The organism is Mesorhizobium sp. A623 (genome assembly GCF_054489405.1).
In genome coordinates this window covers 206,145-223,779 of the sequence record NZ_JBTMXB010000002.1, presented here as the reverse complement: position 1 = coordinate 223,779, position 17,635 = coordinate 206,145, and the positions used below count along the sequence as shown (strand labels likewise).

Genomic DNA, 17,635 nt, shown 5'->3' with positions numbered 1-17,635 from the left:
ATCCCCTGCCTCAGCCAATAAGTATTTTGGTATCGGAAATGAACTTGAATTCCGGTATTGCCATGTTTTCCGGCGCCGGCCCGTGGCGGATGCGGCCCGACGTGTCGTAGACCGAGCCGTGGCAAGGGCAGAACCAGCCGCCGAACTCGCCTTCCTGGCCAAGCGGGATGCAGCCCAGATGGGTGCACACGCCAACCATGACCAGCCAGTTTTCCTTGTCCTTGCCGGCGGAGCGATCCACGTCCGTGGCCTTGGCGTCGGCCGGCAGATTGGCGTTGCGGGCCAGCGGGTCCTTGAGTTCCTCAAGCTTGACGTCCTGCGCCGACTTGATCTCCTCGGGCGTACGATTGCGTACGAAGACAGGCTTGCCGCGCCATTTGACGGTAAGCGACATGCCGGGCGTCAGCGACGCGACATCGACTTCGACCGTGGACAACGCCAGCGTCGAAGCGTCGGGCTGCATCTGGTCGATGAACGGCCAGGCGAAAGCGCCCGCACCCACCACAGCGGCCATGCCGGTGGCGACATAAAGAAAATCACGACGATTGGGATCTTCGATCTCGGTAGCGCTCACGTTGCCTGATCCTTTTGCCTCTTCCGTGCCGGTGAGTAGAGCCTTGTCCCCGCTCCATCGCACAAGCCCGGCAGCGCACGGCAAACGGGCTCGCGGATTCCTCCGGCATTTGCAGTTCGGTTTATGCGTGACGGCTCTTTTTGTCCAGTCGGGTGAAGGCCCAAGGGCAGATTGTCGCGGGGAGTAAATCCGCAGAAGCCCGATACGGGCGCTATCCGGCCCAAAACCGGGTAAAACCAGCCTGTGGAAGGTTAAAAATGCCTCAAGCCGGCCGGGTTTCCTCCAGCGCGCTTTCCTCGTGAAACAGGAAACCGCCCGACTGGCGCTTCCACAGCCGCGCATAAAGCCCATTGAGCGCGACCAGTTCGTCATGCGTGCCCTGCTCGACGATGCGGCCGCCGTCCAGCACCACCAGCCGGTCGAGCGCCGCGATGGTCGAGAGCCGGTGGGCGATGGCGATGACCGTCTTGCCCTGCATCAGCCGGGTGAGATTGTCCTGGATTGCCGCCTCGATGTCCGAATCGAGCGCCGAGGTCGCCTCGTCCAGCACCAGGATCGGCGCATCCTTGAGGAAGACGCGCGCAATGGCGATGCGCTGGCGCTGGCCGCCCGACAATTTCACCCCGCGCTCGCCGACGAAGGCCCCGTAGCCGATGCGGTCCCTGTTGTCGCGAAGCCCGAGGATGAAGTCGTGCGCTTCCGCCTTCTTCGCCGCCGCAGTCACCTCTTCATCGGTGGCGTCCTCCATGCCGAGCTTGATGTTGTCGCGCAAGGAACGATGGAAAAGTGCGGTATCCTGGCTGACCACGCCGATATTGGCGCGTAGCGAGTTTTGAGTCACCTTCGACACATCCTGGCCATCAATAGCGATCGATCCGCTTTCGAGGTCGTAGAGCCGCAGCAACAGGTTGACGATGGTGGTCTTGCCGGCGCCCGATGGCCCGACCAGCCCGACCTTTTCGCCCGGCCGCACGACCAGATCGATGCCATTCAGCACCCCAGAACCCTTGCCGTAGTGGAATTCGAGGTCTTTCACGTCGATGCGTCCGCCGGTGACGACCAGTTCCTTGGCATCCGGCGCGTCGACCAGGCCGAGCGGCTGCGAGATCAGCGCCTTTGAATTCTCCAGTACGCCGAGGTTCCGCAAGATGCCGTTCATCTGCATCATCAGCCGCGCCAACAGCATGTTGAGGCGCAGCACCAGCGCCAGCGTAAATGCGACGCCGCCGACGGTGATGGAACCCTCCACCCACAGATAGATGGCAAAGGCGGCAATGACGGTGATCATGGTTCCCGACAAAAGCGTCAAGGCGATGCGTATGTCGGTCAGCCGGCGGGTGAACGGGCGCAACGCACCCAGATAGATGTCGAAACCGTTGCGGATATAGCGGTCGTCGCCATCGGCCGAAAACAGCTTCAGCGTCTGAACGTTGGAATAGGAATCGACGATGCGGCCAGTAATCATCGAGCCGGCCTCGGCGGTCGCCTCCGCGTTCTTGCGCACTTGCGGCAGGATGCGGCGCGCCAGCCAGCCGAACACGGAGATCCATACCACCACCAGCGCCGCCAGCCGCCAGTCGAGCCCGGCAACCAGCGCCAGCGTCGTGACCGTATAGACGATCATGAACCAGACGACCTCGATGAAGCTTTCCATCAGGTCGCCGGTCGCCTGCCCCGCCTGCCAGACTTTTGTGGCGATACGGCCGGCGAAATCGTTCTGGAAGAAGGAATAGGACTGGCGCGAGATATGCCGGTGCGCCTGCCAGCGTACCAGGTTATAGAAGCCGGGCGTGATGGTCTGTTCGTCCAGAAGCGCTGAAAGCCCGACGACCACGGTGCGCACCACCAGCACCACCATGGCCATGAACACGAGTTCCCAGCCGGCGGCATTCCACAGCGCCTGCCAACTCCGTTCGGCCGGAAGCTGGTCGAGGATATCGACCAGCCGCCCTACGAAATAGAACAGGCCAGCCTCCACCAGCGGCGCGATGCCGCCGATGACCAGCATGGCGAAGAAAGCGTATTTCGCCTGGCCGACATAGTGCCAGATGAAGCCCAGGACGCTGGAAGGCGGCCTGAGATTCGCAGGCTCCCGGAACGGATAGACCCGATTCTCGAACCAGCGATAGATTGCCTGCATCATGCCGCCGCCCCCCGATCTGCGAAGCAGCCTGCACTACCATTTATTGTGGCCACAAAAATATTTGTCATCTCAGGCAATATCGTGTATACAATAACTCCGGCGTGGGCGCGCTATGCAGTTCGAGTGGGACGAGAACAAGGCAAGGTCGAACAAGACCAGACATGGGGTCGGCTTCGAGCTTGTGCTCTTGTTTGAATTCGATAACGCCATTGTCATCATCGATGACGATTTCGACTATGGCGAGGAGCGGTTGAAGGCCATCGGCGTTATCCACGGTGATATTTACGTGCTCGTCTATACGGAAGCCGAAGATATCGTGCGCGTCATTTCCCTGCGTCGGGCGAACAAAACAGAGGCGAGAGGCTATGTCGAATCCTGCTAGAATTAGCCGATCAAGCGTTATCCGAACAGAAGCTCCAACGCCGCCAGCGCGGAGTCGCGAGCAAGCCCGTGCCATTGCCAAGAAGTATCTGGAAAGTCTGACGGACGAAGAAGATGCGGCCCTTACAGCAGCAGCGCTCAGCGACCCGGATAATCCGCCGCTGGATCTGGCCAAGGCACGACGCGTCGGGCGGCCGAGGTCGGAGCACACCAAGCGCTCCGTCCATCTTCGGCTCGACCGCGACGTGATCGAAGCATTCGCAACAGGCGGTCGCGGCTGGCAAACCCGCATGAACGCCGCCCTGCGCAAGGCTGCCGGATTGAAGTAGCGTCCTACTCCGCCGGCTGCTTTTCCAAATCCAGTGCCTGCCCGGCCGCCGGGTCGCGCCTGTCGTCATCCGGCAGGAAACCACCGGACTGGCGCTGCCACAACTGGGCATAAAGCCCGCCCTTGGCGACGAGTTCCTCGTGGGTTCCTTCTTCGATGATGGCGCCCTTGTCCATTACCACCAGCCGGTCCATCGCCGCGATGGTCGAAAGCCGGTGCGCGATGGCGATGACGGTCTTGCCCTGCATGAGTTTGTAGAGGTTCTCCTGGATCGCCGCTTCCACCTCTGAATCGAGCGCGGAGGTCGCCTCGTCCAGAATAAGGATCGGCGCGTCCTTCAGCATGACGCGGGCGATGGCGATACGTTGCCGCTGACCGCCAGACAATTTGACGCCGCGCTCGCCGACATGGGCGTCGAACCCCTTGCGGCCCTTGGCATCCGACAGCCCGCCGATGAAATCCGTCGCTGCGGCATGTTGGGCTGCTTCGATCATCAGCGCCTCGCCGGCGTCCGGGCGGCCATAGAGGATGTTATCGCTCACCGAGCGATGCAGCAGCGAGGTGTCCTGCGTAACCATGCCGATCTGAGCCCGCAGCGAATCCTGCTTCACCGACGCAATGTCCTGCCCGTCGATGAGGATGCGGCCTGTCTCCAGATCGTAGAAACGCAGCAACAGATTGACCAGCGTCGACTTGCCGGCGCCGGAGCGGCCGACGATGCCCACCTTCTCGCCGGGCTTCACCGTCAACGACAGATTGTCGATGATGCCCTTGCCCTTACCGTAGTGGAAGCCAATTCCGTCAAAGCTGATTTCGCCGCGATCGACGGCGATGTCGTTCGAGCCCGGCCTATCCTCGACCAGGCGCGGCAGCGAGATCGAGCCGATGCCGTCCTGTACCGTGCCGATGTTTTCGAACAGCGCCGATATTTCCCACATGATCCATTGCGACATGCCCCACAGCCGCAGCACCAGGCCGATCACCACGGCGACGGCACCGATCGACACCCTGTCGCCCAACCACAGCCAGATCGACAGCGCCGAAACGGTGAACAAAAGCAACGAGTTGATAAGGTAAAGCGCACCGTACAGGCTGGTGACGAGCCGCATCGACCGATAGACCGTTTCCATGAAGATCGCCATGCTTTCTCGCGCATAGGAAGCCTCGCGCTGTGCATGCGAAAACAGTTTTACGGTCTGGATATTGGCGTAGCTGTCGACCACACGGCCCGTCATCGTCGAGCGTGCATCGGCCTGCTCGGCCGCGACCTTGCCTAGCCGCGGGATAAAATAGCGCAGCAGCACGGCATAAGCGACGAGCCACCCCAGCAGCGGCATTGCCAGCCGCCAGTCGGACGAACCGACGATGAAAAGCATGCCGAGAAAATAGACCACGACATAGTTCAGGACGTCGATCACCTTGATAACGCATTCGCGCACGGCCAGCGCCGTCTGCATCAGTTTTGTGGCGATGCGGCCGGCAAATTCGTCCTGGTAGAAGGTCATCGACTGCCTGAGCAGATAGCGGTGCACGTCCCAGCGGATGCGCATCGGATAATTGCCCATCAGGGTCTGGTCGTGCACCAGCGATTGAAGCAGCGCCATGGCCGGCAGCAGCACCACGACCACGAAAGCCATGGCGGCCAGCTTCCAGCCTTCGGTCTGCAGGAAGGTCTCGCGGTTTTGCGCCGACAGCCAGTCGACGATGTGGCCGAGAAAGCCGAACATCCAGACTTCCGCCAGAGCGATTGCCGTGATCAGCAAGCCGGTGATCGCGATATAGGGCCACGCGCCGCGCGTATAATGCACGCAAAAAGCGATCAGCGTCTTGGGCGGCTCGACCGGTTCCTGGTGCGGAAACGGATCGAGCCTTTTTTCAAACCAGTCAAACATCGTCTGCTACTCATCCATCGGGGTGGTTCGGCGTCGCCGTAAGAGTCTGTTTGATAACTCGCCCAGCCGAGGCATATGGCGTGACTTTCGAGAACCGGAGCGGAGCGTACTACTGTACGTGAGCACCGGAAGCGCAGAAAGTTGCGCCAGATGACCGGCTGGGTAGAGTTTCCAAACGGACTCTAAGCGGCAAGCGGGCACATGGAGCGGGGCATGTCGGAATCGTCCGGCCGACCGCCCTGTTCGGGAGCGAGAGTGGGGGCCGACCGGGCAGTCTGTTCAGCCTGCTCGGTTTGCGGGATCATGCGCGAAAAATTGACGTCAGGCAGGATGCCGGGATGCGGCCGCCGACGCGGTTGTGCATGTACCGCCGAGGCATGGGTCTCGCCTATCAAAAGCGCCCAGAACGGGGCATTAGCAGGCTGTGTGCAACCGAAATTGCGTGTCTTAAAGGGATCGAACATCGGTCCGTCTTCCATATGAAATCGTTTTGGCTCGTGAATAAATTGCGAATCGGCTCGGCCTCCCGGCATTCGACCGGCAGGCAGGCCGAAATCGGGCGTCGGTGATTCGGGCTGGAGCGTCAGCCGTGTGGGCCGTGGGAAAAACATCGCAAAAATCCTTCGAAAACCGGAACCGGGTTTCGGCGGGACAAGTGCGACAATGCTTGAAATTTCAGAAGAAGCGCCGACCCTGAACCGCCGGCGTGCGCATCAGCCACGCGAGGGGTGGATTGGTATTGATAACAATCATCATTTCCCCTCCTTCGGTTCGAGTTGACAATGCCAGCCCTATAGACGCATTCGCGCAAAAAGGCCAGATGCAAGCCGGATGAAACGCGGCCAGCGGCATCTAGTTGTGGCCGATATGTCACATTCGGAAGGCAGCCCAATGAACGCTCGTCCTCGCATCGCGCTCTACCAGCCCGACATCGCCGGCAACACGGGCACGATTCTGCGCTTTACCGCCTGCATGGGCCTTGGAGTCGACATCATCGAACCGGCAGGCTTCGACCTGTCGGACCGAAACCTGAAGCGCGCCGGCATGGACTATCTCGAAATGGCAGCACTCACCCGCCATGTGGACTGGAGCGCCTTCGAACAATGGCGCGGCCGCGTGGGCCGGCGCCTGGTGCTGCTATCGACCAAAGCCACGCTTGCCTACACCAGCTTTTCCTTCGAACCCGGCGACATTCTGCTTTTCGGTCGAGAATCGGCGGGCGTGCCGGACCATGTCCACGACGCGGCCGACGCCAGCCTTACCATTCCGATGGTTGCCGGCCCGCGCAGCATCAACGTCGCCTTGTCCGTGGCAATGGTGGCCGGCGAGGCTCTCCACCAGATCAATCCGCAGCCGGCAGACGCCTGATCGTGAACTCGATGACGTCGCCCGGCCGCTCGAACCAGCTTTCGATCTCGGTCCAGTAGGCCTGCTTGGGAAAACGCGCGAACCACTCCTGCGCCTTGAGTCGGGCATCGGCCCGCGACAAGACGAAAGTCTCGCGCAAAAACCCGTCGCGCGGCTTGCCCGCGTTCTCGGCGCGGCTGCGATCCAGTTGCTTCTTCAGCCCGTCCAGCGGCGGCCGTGCGGGGGTGCGCATGAAAGAACTCCTTGACCCTCGACCTTAACAGATTAGGGATCGCGCCCATAAAAGACGAGTCATTTGTCCGGCGATTCACCCGCCCGCCAAAAGCCCGCCACCGGAGACCGCGATTTGGAACGCCCTGAAATACCGGCAGGACTGCCAGCCGACATCGAAGCAAAGAAGCAAACGGCGAAAGCCTGGTTCGAGGAATTGCGTGACCGCATCTGCGCCAGTTTCGAGCAGATCGAAGACGACCTGGCCGGTCCGCATGCCTCATGGGTTCCGGGCCGCTTCGAAAAGACGCCGTGGCTGCGCGACGAAGGCAAGGGCGGCGGCGGCACCATGTCGATGATGCATGGCCGCGTCTTCGAGAAAGTCGGCGTCCACACCTCGACCGTCCACGGCGAATTCTCGCCCGAGTTCCGCAAGCAGATGCCCGGCGCCGAGGAAGACCCGCGCTTCTGGGCGAGCGGCATCTCGCTGATCGCGCACCCCTGGAATCCGAACGTGCCGGCCGTGCACATGAACACGCGCATGGTGGTGACATCGCGCCAGTGGTTCGGCGGCGGCGCCGACCTGACCCCGGTGCTCGACCGGCGACGCCATCAGGACGATCTGGACACGCAAGCCTTCCACAAAGTGATGCGGTGTGCCTGCGAGCGCAACGCGGCAGTTGCCGACTACGACAAATACAAAGCCTGGTGCGACGAGTATTTTTACCTGCCGCACCGCAGCGAGCCGCGCGGCACCGGCGGCATCTTCTTCGACTGGCTGCATTCGCCGGCGGAAAACGGCGGCTGGAACGCCGATTTCAACTTCGTCCAGGAAGTCGGCCGTTCCTTCCTCGTCGTCTATCCGCATCTGGTGCGCGGCAATTTCAACGAGAACTGGACAGACGGCGACCGCGAGGAACAGTTGATCCGGCGCGGGCGCTACGTCGAATTCAACCTGCTCTACGACCGCGGCACCATCTTCGGCCTGAAGACGGGCGGCAACGTCAGCTCGATCCTGTCATCAATGCCGCCGCAGGTGAAATGGCCATAATGGAGTGCCTGTGCAGCCGACGGCGCATAAGGCACTTTATTCACACACTTTTTACCACTCGCGAACCCTCCCGCCATTCTTGGCGGATGCCGGCCGCACGCTTACCAATTCGCAACCCGTTTCCTATTTGGGTCGCCCCGATGCATGTGACGTTTCGTGCGATGGGGGTATTGAATGCTGAAACGCTTTCTGGTGGATCGCTCCGGCAACTACGTGATGCTGTTGGCGGTCATGACCCTGCCGCTGTTGCTGGCGATCGGCTTCTCCGTCGACTATGTCCGCTATGTCGCGGCCAAGCAGCATCTGCAGGATCTGGCCGACGCCGCCTCACTTGCAGTCGCCGCTTCGCCGGAACGCGACGACACCAAATTGCGGGTGCTGGCCGGCGAGATGGTCGTCGGCAACACATCCAGGAACCGGATCGAGAACGTCACTGTCGCTTCGCTCGATATCAAGGACGACAAGGTCGACCTTGGTCTCGGCGGCAATATTCCAACCTATTTCATGGGACTGGCCAATATCCACAGGCTGGATGTCCAGGCATCGGCGCTGGCCGTGCGCGCGGTGACGGGCAGCGTGGAAGTCGCGCTGGTGCTGGATAATACCGAATCCATGAACTACGAAAACAAGATCCAGACCCTGAAGAAGGCGGCAGCGGGGCTGGTTACCCAGTTACACAAGAGCGACAGCGCCGATGTACGCATCGCGCTGGTGCCATATGCCGAACAGATCAACGTCGGCCTGAAGAACCGTAATGCCTCATGGCTATCTGTGCCGGCGGATTACACCAAGACCGTGACGACAACTACGAACCATGAAGGCTACTGGGACCAGAAGACGAAGAAGACGGACATTTGCCTCGAATGGCGAGAAGCAGGCAGCAGGCAGGTGGAAAAGGATGGCGTCTGGGTGACCGAAACCTGGTCCCGCGCCTGCTCGAAATACAAATACGAAAATGTCGGTGAACAGTTCTGGGTCGATCCCAAAACGACGACCAACACCAGCACGACGAGCTACAAATGGTTTGGCTGCGTGGGATCGCGCGTCGTCAACAAGAAGTTGCTGCTGGATGATCTCTCGCCGAGTATCCTCTATCCCGGCTACGTCGACACCAAACAGAAATGCCTGACCGAAATCATCCCGCTGACAGATAATGAGAAAACCATACAGGACGGGATCACAGGCATGGTCACCTCACGCTCCGGCTACACACCACAGACCTACATTCCCGGCGGCGTAATGTGGGGTGTCAACGTTCTTTCCAGTTCTGAACCGTACAGCGAAGGGTTGGCCTACGACTCGGCCAATGCCAAGCCGCGAAAGGTGATCGTCCTGATGACGGACGGGTTGAACACGCGACGCGTCAACCTGACCGGAACCCTGAATATGGATTATCTGAACGGCGGAGCGTTGCTCGGCGATACCAACAGCGCCAATGCCAATCAACGCTTAGCTGCCAACGCCGACACCACGACGCTGTGCACCTATGCAAAATCAAAAGCTATCGAGATCTTTTCCATCGCTTTCATGGTCGATGACGGACCGGCAAAGACGATGCTGCAAGGCTGCGCCACCGACGCCGAACACTATTTCGACGCCTCCGATTCCGCAAAATTGCTCGCTTCCTTCGAAAAGATCGCGCGGTCGCTGACCCAGGTCCGGCTGGCACGGTAGGCTGTTGGTAAAGGCATTGGAATTCGCTGCCTTTTGCAACCGGTTCGCCCTATTCTGTGTTATGGTTACAGTTCAACGGCAACGAGGAAAGGAGGAATCCCGATGAAAGAATTTCACTGCGGCTCGCTTGTCCCCGGCTGCGAATGGCATACGCGCGCCGAGGAAGAGGCCGAGGTCATGCGCCGGGCCGTCCAGCATATGCGTGAAACGCATGGCGAGACGACCATCCGCGAAACGATGGTGGAAGCAATCCGCTCGCGCATAGACAAGGTTCGCGACGCGGCCTGACTAGAGCGCCGTGCGTCCAATTGGACGTACAAAGGACGCTCTAGGACTTTGATTGAGCATCGGAATAATCCGAAAGCCGGTAGCCACTTTTCGGTCCGATGCTCTAGCCCAATGCCTTGGCGGCGCGGTCGAGCAGCGCGCCGCGGTCGAGCGTAAAGGCCGACTCGATCCAGTCGTTTTCCAGCGCGGTCAGCGTTGCGCCAAGTTCCGGCCCCTGCGCGGCGCCAAGGGCTGCAAGGTCGGCGCCCTTGATCGGGAAAACTGGCTTTTCCCATTTTTGGGCATAGGCCAGCAGCCGCGAAAAGCCGCCGGCTTCAATCATTGCCTTGTCGTCTTCGACGGCTCGCGCACGCGCGGATGCCAGCGCCAGTTGTAGCCGGTCGATGACCCCCTGTTGCACGCCGCGATAAAGCGTTCTTGCCAGTTGCGCCTCTGTCGTCTTCGGCTCGACGGCGGCGGTCAGGCTCCAGTCTTTCAGGCGGTTGGCTTCGCGGGTGGAAAATTTCAGCCGCTCGGCCAGCGTTTTCATGCGCGCGGCGTCCGGCGGCACGATGGCTTCCAGCCGCGCGAGTGGATCGGCTTTCCAATCTAGATCACGCTCTGCATTGACCAGCGCGTGGATCGCGTCGATGCCCCATTTCTCGCTTTCGGGCAGCGCCTGAGTCAAAACGCCGGACTGGCGCATCCACAGCAGCGCTCGGGCCGGATCTGGTGCGCCAAGCAGCTTCTTCAATTCCGCCCAGACGCGCTCGGCCGAAAGCCGATCCAGGCCGTCCTTGAGACGCGCGCAGGCTTTCAAGCCCTCGGCATCGGGACGGCCTTCGCCACACCAGGCAAAGAAGCGGAAAAAGCGCAGGATGCGGAGATAGTCTTCGCGGATGCGCTGTTCGGGATCGCCGATGAAACGCAGCCGCCGCGCCTTGATGTCCTCAAGCCCGCCGACCAGGTCGATCACCGCGCCATCGGCCTCGGCATAGAGCGCATTGATGGTAAAGTCGCGCCGCTCGGCATCCGCCTTCCAGTCGCGCCCGAACGACACCTTTGCGTGCCGCCCATCGGTTTCGATGTCGGCGCGCAGCGTCGTCACCTCGAACGGCCTGCCGCCGGCAATGACGGTCACGGTGCCATGATCGATGCCGGTCGGCACGGCCTTGAACCCTGCTGCCTCGACGCGGCGCACGGTCTCCAGCGGCAAGGTCGTGGTGGCGATATCGACATCGGCGACAGACTGGCCAATCAGCGCGTTACGCACCGCGCCGCCAGCAATGCGCGCTTCCTCGCCCTCTGCGCTCAGCACGGTAAGCAGGCGCTGCAGATGTTTTTCGACCAGCCAGTCGGCCTTGTCGGCAATGCTGACACTCACGCATAAAGCCTTTCGTAAAGCGTGCGGATAATGCCCGCCGTCACCCCCCACACGCGCTGGCCGCCATAGGGCATCTCGTAGAAAAACCATTCGAGGTCGTTCCACATACGGCTGTCGCGCCGGTGGTTTGCCGGGTCCATCAGGAAGGACAGCGGCACTTCGAAGGCGGCGTCGACCTCATCCGGGTTCAGCGTCAGCGTAAAGCCCGGCTGCACGACGCCGAGCACCGGAACGATGCGATAACCGCTGCCGGCAACGTAATCCGGCATGCGCCCGATTACCTCGATGAAGTTTTTGGCCAGGCCGATTTCTTCCATCGTCTCGCGCAGCGCTGTGAATTCCGGCGTCGGATCGGTCGCGTCGATGGTGCCGCCGGGAAAGGCCACCTGCCCCGAATGGTTGCGCAGCTTCTCGGCGCGCTTGGTCAAAAGCACGGTAGCTTGCGCACCATGGTCGATTACCGGGATCAGCACTGCAGCATCGCGCAGCGTCCTGTTTGACGTGATACGCGGATGACCCGGATTGAAGCGATGATCGCCATAGTCGTCGCCGGCCTTTGCCGCAGGCTGGCTTGCTACGCGCAGGCGAAAATCGGCGGCTGAGAACGGCAAGGCTGCACAAATATCCATCAGGTGCTCAGCCGTTTCAGGCTTTCCGCCAGCATGATTGGAAAAATCTGCCCGCGCGAGCGCACGGCAAATACCAGCGTGCCCTCCACCATGATCTCCTCGCCATGGCCGACGAGTTCGTACATCACCGGCCGCGCCACCAGCGCCTCCAGCCGCCCCCGTACCAGCACGTAAGGCTTCAGCCCGCCCGTATCCGCCTCGTCGACAAAGCGCAGCGGATTGTCCGGCCCGACCTCGACCACGTCGCCGACATTGGTGCGAAAGGTGATCGCCTGATCCTCGCCCGTGCCGCAAACATCGACCTCGACGGCGACGAAAGGCGCATCGACAACGCGGATGCCGACCCGCTCCACCGGCGTCACCAGATAGGTCTTGCCGTCCTCGTCCTTGCGCAACACGGTGGAAAAAAGCTGTACCAGCGGCATGCGGCCGATCGGCGTGCCCATGTAGAACCAGGTGCCGTCCTGCCTTATTTCCATGTCGATATCGCCGCAGAACTCCGGATTCCAGCGCTCTACCGGCGGCAAGCCCTTGCCGGCGCGGGCGGCGCGCGAAATCAGCGCCTCGAGGCCGCGCGCATCGGCGGCATCGGCAAGAGTTCTCTGGCTATCGGGAAAGCTATCGATCATCGTCACGAAATAGTCACTGTTGTTGCGCTTGTCAGCCTGACTTAGTGATTTAAGTTCAGCCGAGGCGCAACGCGAGCCCGAATCGCGGCTAAGGTCGTGCGGCTCGATAGTCCAAACACAAGGATCGATGCTGCATGAGCGTGATGGTCAAGGAAAGCCCGATCAGCGAAAAGGACATGATCGAACAGGCCGAAAAGGCGCTGGCCGACATTTCCCGTATCCGCGAGGGCGTCGGGCGAGTCATTTTCGGCCAGGAAAGCGTCGTCGAGCGTACGCTGGTGGCGCTTCTCGCCGGCGGGCACGCGCTGCTGGTCGGCGTGCCGGGTCTCGCCAAGACCAAGCTGGTGGAAACGCTCGGCATCGTGCTCGGCCTCGATACCAGCCGCATCCAGTTCACGCCCGATTTGATGCCGTCGGATATTCTCGGCTCCGAAGTGATGGAGCAGGACGAAAGCGGCCGCCGCTCGTTCCGCTTCATTCAGGGGCCGGTCTTCGCCCAGCTTCTGATGGCCGACGAAATCAACCGCGCCTCCCCGCGCACGCAGTCGGCCCTGCTGCAGGCGATGCAGGAATACCACGTCACCATCGCCGGCGCGCGTCACGACCTGCCCGCCCCCTTCCATGTATTGGCGACGCAGAACCCGCTGGAGCAGGAAGGCACCTATCCTCTGCCCGAAGCGCAGCTCGACCGCTTCCTCATGCAGATCGATATCCTGTACCCCGAACTGGAGGCCGAGCGGCGCATCCTGTTGGAGACCACAGGCATCGAGGACGCAAAAGCCCAGAACGTACTCCGCCCAGAGCGCCTGAAGGAAATCCAGACGCTCGTGCGCCGCATGCCGGTTCCCGAAAGCGTGGTCGAGGCGATCCTCAAACTGGTGCGCTCGGCCCGTCCTGATCAGGGTAACGCCGATACGGACAAGCTCGTCGCCTGGGGTCCGGGGCCGCGCGCCAGCCAGGCCTTGATGCTGTGCGCCCGCGCTCGTGCGCTTTATGACGGACGCCTCGCGCCCTCCATCGACGATTTGCGCGCGCTGGCCGAGCCGGTGCTGCAGCACCGCATGGCGCTGACCTTTGCCGCCCGCGCCGAAGGCACCAGCGTGCGCGACGTGGTGGCAAAGCTTGTGAAAGGCATTTGATGACTCGCATCGGTGAAGCCCAGGCACCGGCACAAGCGCGCGACGCGCTTGCCCGCGGCCGCCTGCGGGCTTCGCTGATGCCGGACCTGCTGGTCGAGGCGCGCCGCATCGTCAACACGGTGATCGCCGGCTGGCACGGCCGCAAGAAACGCGGCATCGGCGAGAATTTCTGGCAGTTCCGCCCCTATGTCGAGGGCGATTCCTCGCGCATCGACTGGCGGCGTTCCGCCCGAGACGACCACACCTATGTCCGCGACCGCGAATGGGAAGCCGCCCACACCGTCTGGCTGTGGGCCGACCCCTCGCCTTCCATGCTCTACCAATCGACCACCGCCACGGTGTCGAAGGAATCGCGCGCGCTGGTGCTGGCGCTGGCCATGGCCGAGCTTTTGTCGCGCGGCGGCGAGCGCATCGCCTGGCCGGGGCTGACCGATCCGTTCACCGCCCGCAACGGTGCCGAACGCGTCGCCGCCCATCTTGCCCATGCCGGCCATCTGCCGGCCCGGCCCGACCTTGTCGCCGTCCGCCGCTTTTCCGACATGGTGCTGATCAGCGACTTCCTCGATCCGGTCGAGGAAACCTTCGAATGGCTGGACGGCCTGGCCCGTCGCGGCGTGCGCGCACATCTTGTCGAAGTGTCGGACCCGGCCGAGGAAAGCTTTCCCTTCGCCGGGCGCACCGAGTTCACCGACCCGGAAACGGGTGAAAAGCTGACGGCGGGCCGTGCCGAGATGCTGGGCGACGACTACCGCCGGCTTTACACCGCGCGCCGCGCCGAATTGGCCGGCTGGTGTCGGCGGCTGGGCTGGAGCTTTACCACCAACCACACCGACCATCTGGCCTCCGACGCGCTTACCCGCGTGCATATGGCCATGAGCGCCGACGGCTTTGGCGGGGGCATGCGGCCATGATGCGCTCTTCCTCACACCCCTCATCCGACCTCGCCCCGCGCGGCCACCTTCTCCCACAAGGGGAGAAGGGAAGGTCGCATTCCCGCCCCCGCCAATCTCAACTGCCGACGATTGGCGGCAAGGAGGACGCGGCCGTTCTCTTCTCCCTTTGTGGGAGAAGGTGGCCGCGCGGAGCGCGGTCGGATGAGGGGTGTTGGCCAGAGCGCAACAACCTCCGAAGGCCTCTGTCATGAGCTGGCTGCCGCTCTCCTTCGGTACGCCGATGGTGCTGTGGGGCCTGTTGGCGCTGCCGGTCATCTGGTGGCTGTTGAAGCTGACGCCGCCTAAGCCGCAGGCGGAAATCTTCCCGCCGCTGAAAATTCTGGCGCGCGTGCTGAAGCGGCAGGAAACACCGCAGAAAAGCCCGTGGTGGCTGACGCTGCTTCGCCTTCTGATGGCAGCCCTTGTCATTGCCGCCCTTGCCGAACCGGTATTCAACCCACACGAAAAACTGCCGACAGAAGGCAGCGCCCTCGCCCTTGTCATCGACAATGACTGGGCCGCCGCCCCCGACTGGGACAAGCGCGTCGCCACCGCCGAGCGGTTGATCAACGACGCAGGCTCCAAGAGCGAGCCGGTCGTCGTCGCTTTCACTACCGAAAAACCCAACGTGGAGATCGGCCCATTCGATGCGGCGGCGGCCATTGACCGGCTGCGCGCCGCCAAGCCGCGCCCGATCCCCACCGACCGCCCCACCGTCTATGCCCGCGTTGCCGAGGCGCTTTCTTCCCTGCCAGGCGCCAGCGTTGCTGTGCTCGCCGATGGACTGGCGGCGCAAGGCGACGAAGGTGCGTTCAAGACGCTGCTTTCGCAAAATGCCACCAATGTCGTCTGGGTGACGCCCGAGCGGATTGCGGCAATCGCGCTCACCAGCGCCGAAAACGAGGTCGACGGGTTTGCCCTGACCGCGATCCGGGCCCAAAGCGACTCCGCGCCGCGAAAAATCACCGCCGGCGCGTTCGACGACAAGGGCCGCCGCATCGCCGACGCCACGCTGACCTTCGGGCCAGGCGAAACCAAGGGCACCGGCACGATGAAAGTGCCGTTCGAACTGCGCAACGATTTTGCGCAGGTAGCGCTGGACGGCGAACGCCATGCCGGCGCGGTGCGCGTGCTGGACGAAAGTGCCAAGCGCCGCCGCGTCGGGCTTTTGGGGCAGGCCGACGCCGACCAGGCGCAACCGCTTTTGTCGCCGCTCTACTATATCCGCCGCGCGCTCTCGCCCTTCGCCGATCTGGTCGAACCGTCGAGCGCCGACCTGGCCGACGCCATCCCGCAATTGCTCGATCGCAAGCCCGCGATGATCGTGATGGCCGATGTCGGCACCATTCCCCCCCAGGTCCGGCACAGGCTGATCGACTGGGTCGACAATGGCGGCACGCTGGTGCGCTTCGCCGGCTCGCGCCTTGCCGCCGCCGGCAGCGACGACGATCTCCTGCCAGTGCGCCTGCGCGCCGGCGAGCGTTCGCTGGGAGGTGCCCTGTCATGGACGACGCCGCAGCCGGTCGCCGAATTTCCCAAGACCGGCCCCTTCGCCGACCTGGCTGCCCCGACCGAAGTCACCGTCAGCCGGCAGGTGCTGGCCGAGCCCGGGCCGGACATCGCGGAGCGCACATGGGCAAGCCTCGCCGACGGCACGCCGCTGGTGACCGGCCTGAAGAAAGGCAAGGGCACGCTGGTGCTTTTCCACACCACGCCGGAAGCGACGTGGTCGAACCTGCCGATTTCCGGCAGCTTCGTGGAAATGCTGCGCCGCCTCGTGCAACTGTCACGCAACCAGGGCGCGGTCGCCGCCAATGCTGAGGCGTCGTCGGCAACGCTTGCGCCCTACCGCATGATCGCCGCCGACGGCGCGCTTGTCCCTCCGACCCCCGATGCGCGGCCGCTGGTTCCAAGCGCCAAGGCGCCCGTCACCCTGGAGAACCCGCCCGGCCTCTATGGCTCCGATGCCGGCGTCTTTGCCCACAATCTGCTCGACGCCGACAGTGTCTTGACCCCGCTGAAGCGGCCGCAAATTTCCGTTCCTGTCACCACCATGAACTATGCGTTCGACGAATCGCTTCACCTCAAGGGGTCGCTCGTGGCGGCGGCGCTGATGCTGATGCTGCTCGATACGCTGGCCGTATTCTGGATGGGCGGTCTGTTTTCGCGCCGAGGCGGCGCACGCCGGCGCACTTCCGCCACCACGGCGGCGGTCATGCTGATCGCGCTGGGCGCGTTGATTGCTCATGCCGACAATGCCCGCGCCGACGATTCCAAACCTGGCGATTCGGTCGCCATCGAGGCAATCGCCAAGACCCGCATCGCCTATGTGCTGACCGGCGAGCCGGGCGTCGATTCCATCAGCCGCGCCGGCATCGAGGGGCTGAACCGCTTCCTCATCGACAAGACCGCGCTGGAGCCGGGCGATCCGGCCGGCGTCGACATCGCCAAGGACGAATTGTCCTTCTATCCGCTGATCTACTGGCCGGTCGATGCGACGGCACCGATGCCGAGCCAGGCCGCGATCGCCCGCATCGACGCCTATATGAGCCAGGGCGGCACGGTGCTGTTCGACACGCGCGACCAGTTTTCCACCGGTATCGGCGCCGATTCCACCAGCCCCGCGACCGAACGGCTGCGCGACATTCTGGGCAACCTCAACGTGCCGCCGCTGGAACCGGTGCCGCCGGACCATGTGCTGACCAAGTCGTTTTATATCCTTGCCGAGTTTCCGGGCCGCTTCAACGGCAGCCCGCTTTGGGTCGAGGCATCGCCGGATGCCACCAATGCCGACAACCGCCCGGTACGCACCGGCGACGGCGTCTCGCCGATCATGATTACCGCCAATGATTTCGCCGGGGCATGGGCCATCGACGCCAATGGCGACCCGCTCTTGCCGACCGTGCCGTCCGACCCGATGCAGCGTGTTTATGCCCTGCGCACCGGCGTCAACATCATGATGTACATGCTGACCGGCAACTACAAATCCGACCAGGTGCATGTTCCGGTCCTGCTCGAACGGCTGGGGCAGTAG

At 62.7% G+C, this 17,635-nt stretch carries 17 protein-coding genes; 9 read left to right on the top strand and 8 right to left on the bottom strand.

Annotated elements, in window-relative coordinates:
- Positions 1 to 10: 10 nt before the first annotated feature.
- Together petA and ACX3P1_RS03310 are read right to left on the bottom strand one after the other, a co-directional pair.
- Complete coding sequence (gene petA, locus ACX3P1_RS03315) at positions 11 to 574, bottom strand: ubiquinol-cytochrome c reductase iron-sulfur subunit (protein WP_459078111.1); 564 nt, start codon at positions 572 to 574, stop codon at positions 11 to 13.
- Between the two features lie 262 nt (positions 575 to 836).
- A complete protein-coding gene (locus ACX3P1_RS03310; protein WP_459078110.1) occupies positions 837 to 2,717 on the bottom strand; it encodes an ABC transporter ATP-binding protein in 1,881 nt (626 codons plus the stop codon).
- A gap of 112 nt (positions 2,718 to 2,829) precedes the next feature.
- On the opposite strand from ACX3P1_RS03310, the gene ACX3P1_RS03305 reads away from it, so the two are divergent.
- A complete protein-coding gene (locus ACX3P1_RS03305; protein ID WP_459078109.1) occupies positions 2,830 to 3,099 on the top strand; it encodes a BrnT family toxin in 270 nt (89 codons plus the stop codon).
- Positions 3,083 to 3,427 carry a BrnA antitoxin family protein gene (locus ACX3P1_RS03300; RefSeq protein WP_459078108.1) on the top strand — a complete coding sequence of 115 codons (345 nt, stop codon included), beginning with the start codon at positions 3,083 to 3,085 and terminating at the stop codon, positions 3,425 to 3,427. The genes ACX3P1_RS03305 and ACX3P1_RS03300 overlap by 17 nt, the downstream gene beginning before the upstream one ends.
- 4 nt (positions 3,428 to 3,431) lie before the next feature.
- Here ACX3P1_RS03300 and ACX3P1_RS03295 read toward each other — a convergent pair whose 3' ends face one another.
- Positions 3,432 to 5,318 (bottom strand): ABC transporter ATP-binding protein, encoded by a 1,887-nt coding sequence (locus ACX3P1_RS03295; RefSeq protein ID WP_459078107.1) that lies wholly within the window; start codon positions 5,316 to 5,318, stop codon positions 3,432 to 3,434.
- A 182-nt stretch (positions 5,319 to 5,500) separates the two neighbouring features.
- Positions 5,501 to 5,782: a hypothetical protein gene (locus tag ACX3P1_RS03290; protein ID WP_459078106.1), complete on the bottom strand. Its 282-nt coding sequence runs from the start codon at positions 5,780 to 5,782 to the stop codon at positions 5,501 to 5,503.
- A gap of 427 nt (positions 5,783 to 6,209) precedes the next feature.
- Here ACX3P1_RS03290 and ACX3P1_RS03285 point away from each other — a divergent pair, with 427 nt between their 5' ends.
- Positions 6,210 to 6,686 (top strand): tRNA (cytidine(34)-2'-O)-methyltransferase, encoded by a 477-nt coding sequence (locus ACX3P1_RS03285; protein ID WP_459078105.1) that lies wholly within the window; start codon positions 6,210 to 6,212, stop codon positions 6,684 to 6,686.
- On the opposite strand, the gene ACX3P1_RS03280 is transcribed toward ACX3P1_RS03285, so the two are convergent.
- On the bottom strand, positions 6,661 to 6,918 hold the full coding sequence (locus tag ACX3P1_RS03280) for a hypothetical protein (RefSeq protein ID WP_459078104.1): 258 nt from the start codon (positions 6,916 to 6,918) through the stop codon (positions 6,661 to 6,663). The genes ACX3P1_RS03285 and ACX3P1_RS03280 overlap by 26 nt on opposite strands.
- Positions 6,919 to 7,032: 114 nt before the next feature.
- On the opposite strand from ACX3P1_RS03280, the gene hemF reads away from it, so the two are divergent.
- From hemF to ACX3P1_RS03265, 3 genes are all read left to right on the top strand, one after another.
- Positions 7,033 to 7,947, top strand: coding sequence for an oxygen-dependent coproporphyrinogen oxidase (hemF, locus tag ACX3P1_RS03275; RefSeq protein WP_459078103.1), 915 nt, complete (start codon positions 7,033 to 7,035; stop codon positions 7,945 to 7,947).
- Between the two features lie 174 nt (positions 7,948 to 8,121).
- Positions 8,122 to 9,621: a TadE/TadG family type IV pilus assembly protein gene (locus tag ACX3P1_RS03270; protein ID WP_459078102.1), complete on the top strand. Its 1,500-nt coding sequence runs from the start codon at positions 8,122 to 8,124 to the stop codon at positions 9,619 to 9,621.
- 102 nt (positions 9,622 to 9,723) lie between these two features.
- The gene (locus ACX3P1_RS03265; RefSeq protein ID WP_459078101.1) at positions 9,724 to 9,909 is read left to right on the top strand and encodes a DUF1059 domain-containing protein; all 186 of its coding nucleotides are present in this window, start codon (positions 9,724 to 9,726) and stop codon (positions 9,907 to 9,909) included.
- A 103-nt stretch (positions 9,910 to 10,012) separates the two neighbouring features.
- Here ACX3P1_RS03265 and ACX3P1_RS03260 read toward each other — a convergent pair whose 3' ends face one another.
- Genes ACX3P1_RS03260 through ACX3P1_RS03250 form a run of 3 tightly spaced genes read right to left on the bottom strand, consistent with a single transcriptional unit; the run spans position 10,013 to position 12,530 of the window.
- Complete coding sequence (locus ACX3P1_RS03260) at positions 10,013 to 11,272, bottom strand: CCA tRNA nucleotidyltransferase (RefSeq protein WP_459078100.1); 1,260 nt, start codon at positions 11,270 to 11,272, stop codon at positions 10,013 to 10,015.
- On the bottom strand, positions 11,269 to 11,901 hold the full coding sequence (locus tag ACX3P1_RS03255; protein WP_459078099.1) for a CoA pyrophosphatase: 633 nt from the start codon (positions 11,899 to 11,901) through the stop codon (positions 11,269 to 11,271). The genes ACX3P1_RS03260 and ACX3P1_RS03255 overlap by 4 nt, the downstream gene beginning before the upstream one ends.
- Complete coding sequence (locus tag ACX3P1_RS03250) at positions 11,901 to 12,530, bottom strand: DUF1285 domain-containing protein (protein WP_459078253.1); 630 nt, start codon at positions 12,528 to 12,530, stop codon at positions 11,901 to 11,903. The genes ACX3P1_RS03255 and ACX3P1_RS03250 overlap by 1 nt, the downstream gene beginning before the upstream one ends.
- Positions 12,531 to 12,664: 134 nt before the next feature.
- On the opposite strand from ACX3P1_RS03250, the gene ACX3P1_RS03245 reads away from it, so the two are divergent.
- The 3 genes from ACX3P1_RS03245 (at position 12,665) to ACX3P1_RS03235 (ending at position 17,635) form a co-directional block, all read left to right on the top strand.
- Positions 12,665 to 13,669 carry an AAA family ATPase gene (locus tag ACX3P1_RS03245; protein WP_459078098.1) on the top strand — a complete coding sequence of 335 codons (1,005 nt, stop codon included), beginning with the start codon at positions 12,665 to 12,667 and terminating at the stop codon, positions 13,667 to 13,669.
- On the top strand, positions 13,669 to 14,580 hold the full coding sequence (locus ACX3P1_RS03240; protein WP_459078097.1) for a DUF58 domain-containing protein: 912 nt from the start codon (positions 13,669 to 13,671) through the stop codon (positions 14,578 to 14,580). The genes ACX3P1_RS03245 and ACX3P1_RS03240 overlap by 1 nt, the downstream gene beginning before the upstream one ends.
- A gap of 229 nt (positions 14,581 to 14,809) precedes the next feature.
- Positions 14,810 to 17,635: a DUF4159 domain-containing protein gene (locus tag ACX3P1_RS03235; protein ID WP_459078096.1), complete on the top strand. Its 2,826-nt coding sequence runs from the start codon at positions 14,810 to 14,812 to the stop codon at positions 17,633 to 17,635.